Raw genomic sequence first — 4,163 nt, forward strand, 5'->3', positions numbered from 1 at the left:
AACGTAGGAGCGGCTTTAGCCGCGAAGCGCCGCGCGGGCGGCGCTCGATTTCATAGGCGCTGAAAATGTTTCGGCGAACACCTGCGGCGCTCGATCTCACAGGCGCCAAAAACCTAAAGCCATACACCCCGGCCTCACGCGTAATAATCGACCGCACTATCACCAACAACCACCTGCTGCTCCACCGGCCGGGCGCTATCGACAGCCTCTACGCCACCCTGCTCCGCCCGCCGCGCCGCTACCCCGGACAGGTTGCTGCCCTGCGCCTGGCCCTGCTGCTGTTGCTGCCCCCGCGACTGATCAGCCACGTTGACATCCGGCTGGGCCAGCCCCTGCTGGGCGAACAACTCGCGCAGGCGGTGCACCTGGCTGTCGAGGGCGTCACGCACGCCGGCATGGCCGCTGATGAAGGTGACCTGGGTCGCCTGGTCCGCCGCCACATTGACGCGAATGTCCAAGCGGCCGAGTTCTGCCGGCTCCAGCTGGATGTCCGCCGACTTGAGGTTCTGGCTGGACAGGTACATGACCCGGTTGACCAGGCCCTCGGCCCAGGCGTTCTGGTTCATCGGCAGGGGCTGGTGCAGCGGGCTGGCATTGGCCGACACGGCGTTGGCCGTCTTGGCCGTGGCCGCCTGGGTCAGGCTGGCCAAGCGGTTGGCGAAGTCGTCGACGCGGGTGTCACTGTTGGCGCTCTTGGTGTCTTTCAGGCCATCTTCAAGCAAGGCCGCAAAGGCCTTGTCGCCGGGCTCGCCCGCCTCACCTTCGGCGCTGTCGACCATAGCCGCCAAGGTATTGACGGCCACCTGCCCGTCCTCACCTTGAGTTTGCGCTGGGTCCAAGGCGTGTGCCGAGGTGCCACCCTTGGCCTGGGCACTGTGCTCCAGTGCCAGGCGCAGGGTGGGCAGGTTGGCCAGCGGGTCGGCGTCGGGGTCGAAGGCTTCTTCGGTGGCCGGCTCCTCAGGCAGCGTGGCTGCAACCTGCGTTTGCGCCGTAGCGGCCTGCAGCACAGGCGCCACGGCTTCGGCCTGGGCCTGGATCAGCTGCGCGCCGGGCTGTGCGTCGGTAACCTGGCCAGCCACCAGGCTGGCATCGCGCAGCCCGGTATCGGCATTGGCCTGGTCGTCGGCTGGCAACTTGTTGCCGTCATCGGCAACGCTGGGCTTGTCGGCAGGGTCTGCCTTGCCGCCCTGTGCCGCGTCGGGCTTGTCCTTGGGCTTGGCCTGGGTAGGCTTGTCGTCCTGCCCTACGGCCTTGTCGCGCCCTTGCCTGGCCATCACCTGGCCAAAGCCGTCGCCCTTGTCGCCCGCTGCCTGCAGCGGTTTGTCCAGCAGCGCGCCCGTCGAGCGCGCGGCGTTACCAAGGGCGTTGGCTTGCAACAAAGGGTTGGGTGCGACAGGCATTGAGCGGTCTCCGCGCCAGAAACATAAAGAACATCTGGCCAGAGACAGGCAAGACTCGCGCCAAGTCGCGCTTCAGCCCGCCGAAATACGTTGCTGCTCACCTCGATAGAAGCGCTGCACCTCGGTGAATTCCTGGTCGATGCGGTTGATCAGGTCTTCGATGCCATACAGCGGGGGGCGCCGCGCGCGCTCTTCCAGCTGCTGGCACAGGCCGGCCAACGCCACGGCGCCCATGTTGCTGCTGCTGCCCTTGAAACTGTGGGCGGCCGCGCCCAGTTCTTCGGCGCTTTTGGCCGCGTGCAACTGGCCCAGGCGGCGTTCGGAGTCGTCCAGAAAGGTTTGCACCAACTGCAGGTAGCCATCTTCCATGACCTCACGCAGGTCACTGAGTACCTTGTGGTCAATATGCATGTCAGTCACTTGTTCACTCCTTGATCAAGCCAGATTATGCCCGAGCCACCCTGTGGCTCACCATACGAATTCCACGTGCGCGCAACGGCCGCCTTCACGCCAGCAGGCGTTGCTGGCCAACCGGCGCACAAGGTTCACACCCCGCCCGCTCAGGCCCTGCTCCAGCGCAGGCCGCGACAGCACCTGCTGCACATCGAACCCCGCGCCACTGTCGCGAACCTCGACCGTCAGACGCCCACCCTCGGCATTCGGTTCAACCTTGAAGTCGATACGCACAAAGCCGTCGACCAACGAGCCCAAACGCCGGGCGCGCTCCTGATAATAGTCGGCAAAGCCCTGTACATCGCGCTTGAGCTGCGAATCCAGGCCCAGCACACCGTGCTCCAGTGCGTTGGAATACAGCTCGCTGAGCACACTGTGCAGGTTGCCGGTGCGTGCGCGCAGCCCGTGAATTTCCTGCAACAGTTGCACCAGGTACGGCACCGGATTGAAGCGCTTCAGGCTTTCGCCGCGCACCTCAAAGCCCAGCGACCAGTCCAGCGGGCTGGAGCGGCCGCTATCAGAGTAGATCATCGGCGCCGGCACGCACTCCTCGGCGCTGAACATGCGAATGTCGCACAGGCTGATGTCATCGCGCGGGCGCCCGCCAAAGCGCGCCAAGGCCTGCATCACTTCGTCGAACAGCTGCGCCGGGTCGCGGTTGTCGGCCAGCACCGCACGCAGGCGCTGCACGCCGAACAGGCGCTCCTGGTCGTCGGCCGTGTCGAGCACGCCGTCCGACAGCAGCAACAGGCGTTCGCCCGGCGCCAGCGGCAACATCTCGGTGCTGTCATCGAAGCGCTCGGCGGCCAGAATGCCCAGCGGCAGGTGCCGCGAGCTCAGCACCGACAGCACCTGGCCGCCTGCCGACAGGCGGTAAGCATCAGGCATGCCGCCGTTCCACACCTCCACCGCGCCGCGCTGCATGCTGAGGTTGAGCAGCAGCGCGCAGCAGAACATGTCCACCGGCAGGATACGTTTGAGCTTGGCATTCATCTCGCGCAGGATCTGCGCCATGCCATAGCCTTTGGCGGTCATGCCGTAGAACACCTCGGCCAGCGGCATGGCGCCGACCGCCGCTGGCAGGCCGTGGCCGGTGAAATCGCCAAGCAGCACGCGCATGTCGCCGGCCGGGGTAAACGCGGCCAGCATCAGGTCGCCATTGAACAGCGCGTAGGGCGATTGCAGGTAACGGATATTGGGTGCGGCCAGGCAACCGGAATGGGCGACCTTGTCGAACACCGCCTTGGCCACCCGCTGTTCGTTGAGCAGGTGGTGGTGGTGCCGGGTAATCTGGTCGCGCTGCGCCAGCACCGTGGCCTGCAGCCGGCGCAGGCGGTCCATGGCGCGGATCTTGGCGCCGAGGATCACCGCACTGTAGGGCTTGGCCATGAAGTCATCGCCCCCGGCCTCCAGGCAGCGCACCAGGCCTTCCTCCTCGTTCAGCGACGTCAGGAAAATGATCGGCACCAGCGCCTCGCCAGCCAGGGCCTTGATCTGCCGCGCCGCCTCGAAGCCGTCCATCACCGGCATCAGCGCATCCAGCAGCACCAGCTGTGGTCGCCGCTCGACGAACAGCGTCACCGCCTGCTCGCCGTTTTCTGCGGTGAATACCTGATGGCCCTGACGGCGGACGATCTGCGCCAGCAGCAGGCGGTCGGCGGCCCCGTCTTCAGCGACCAGCACGGTCAACGCCTGTTCGGCCGGCATGTCGGCGCTCAACTGATATCGAACAGTTTTTCGAAATTGGAGATGGCGAGGATCTTGCGCACGTCGGAGCTGGCATGCACCACCCGCACATCCGACTCATCGCCGCCCGCGTGGTCACGCAGCAACAGCAGCATGCCGAGCGCGGAACTGTCGAGGTAGGTGGTGTCCTTCAGGTCGACGACCACCGAATCGGGCCGACTGGGCTGGCGTTCATAGGCGTCACGAAATTCCTGATGTTTACCGAAATCGAAGCGCCCCTTGATCTTGATCGTCAGCTTTTTCCCGTCCTGCGAAAAATCAGTCTCGACTGCCATGCTAGCGATTCCTTCGATGATGGCGGATGCAACTCCTTGAAGGTTTAGCAGGCGATGGCGGGAGTGGCAAGTGTTCGCCATGGGGCCTTGCAGCGCCTATGAGATCGAGCGCCGCAGGTGTTCGCCGAAACATTTTCAGCGCCTGTGAGATCAAGCGCCGCCAGGTGTCCACCGAAACAATTTCAGCGCCTATTAGATCGAGCGCCGCCCGCGCGGCGCTTCGCGGCTAAAGCCGCTCCTACGTTTGTTTCGGGCCAATTATTCCTGTGGGATTCGCGCGCGAACGCCT

4 protein-coding genes are annotated in these 4,163 nt (G+C 65.0%); all 4 read right to left on the bottom strand.

Annotated elements, in window-relative coordinates; genetic code table 11:
* Positions 1-134: 134 nt before the first annotated feature.
* The 4 genes from ACIP1G_RS31850 to ACIP1G_RS31865 all read right to left on the bottom strand — a co-directional run bounded on the left by ACIP1G_RS31850 (position 135) and on the right by ACIP1G_RS31865 (position 3,874).
* Entirely contained in the window at positions 135-1,400 is a 1,266-nt protein-coding gene (locus tag ACIP1G_RS31850) for a flagellar hook-length control protein FliK (RefSeq protein WP_400744594.1), read from the bottom strand.
* 72 nt (positions 1,401-1,472) lie between these two features.
* The gene (locus ACIP1G_RS31855) at positions 1,473-1,820 is read right to left on the bottom strand and encodes an Hpt domain-containing protein (protein ID WP_400744596.1); all 348 of its coding nucleotides are present in this window, start codon (positions 1,818-1,820) and stop codon (positions 1,473-1,475) included.
* A 48-nt stretch (positions 1,821-1,868) separates the two neighbouring features.
* The gene (locus ACIP1G_RS31860) at positions 1,869-3,560 is read right to left on the bottom strand and encodes a SpoIIE family protein phosphatase (protein ID WP_400744599.1); all 1,692 of its coding nucleotides are present in this window, start codon (positions 3,558-3,560) and stop codon (positions 1,869-1,871) included.
* A gap of 8 nt (positions 3,561-3,568) precedes the next feature.
* Positions 3,569-3,874 carry an STAS domain-containing protein gene (locus tag ACIP1G_RS31865; RefSeq protein ID WP_013973600.1) on the bottom strand — a complete coding sequence of 102 codons (306 nt, stop codon included), beginning with the start codon at positions 3,872-3,874 and terminating at the stop codon, positions 3,569-3,571.
* Positions 3,875-4,163 lie beyond the last annotated feature (289 nt).

It is taken from the genome of Pseudomonas sp. NPDC089392 (assembly GCF_044749595.1).
Taxonomy (GTDB): Bacteria; Pseudomonadota; Gammaproteobacteria; order Pseudomonadales; family Pseudomonadaceae; genus Aquipseudomonas.

Excerpts from the sequence above, each read along its gene's own strand:
- ACIP1G_RS31850 (WP_400744594.1), bottom strand. The coding sequence starts at position 1,400 with ATGCCTGTCGCACCCAACCCTTTGTTGCAAGCCAACGCCCTTGGTAAC.
- ACIP1G_RS31860 (WP_400744599.1), bottom strand. The coding sequence starts at position 3,560 with ATGCCGGCCGAACAGGCGTTGACCGTGCTGGTCGCTGAAGACGGGGCC.
- ACIP1G_RS31865 (WP_013973600.1), bottom strand. The coding sequence starts at position 3,874 with ATGGCAGTCGAGACTGATTTTTCGCAGGACGGGAAAAAGCTGACGATC.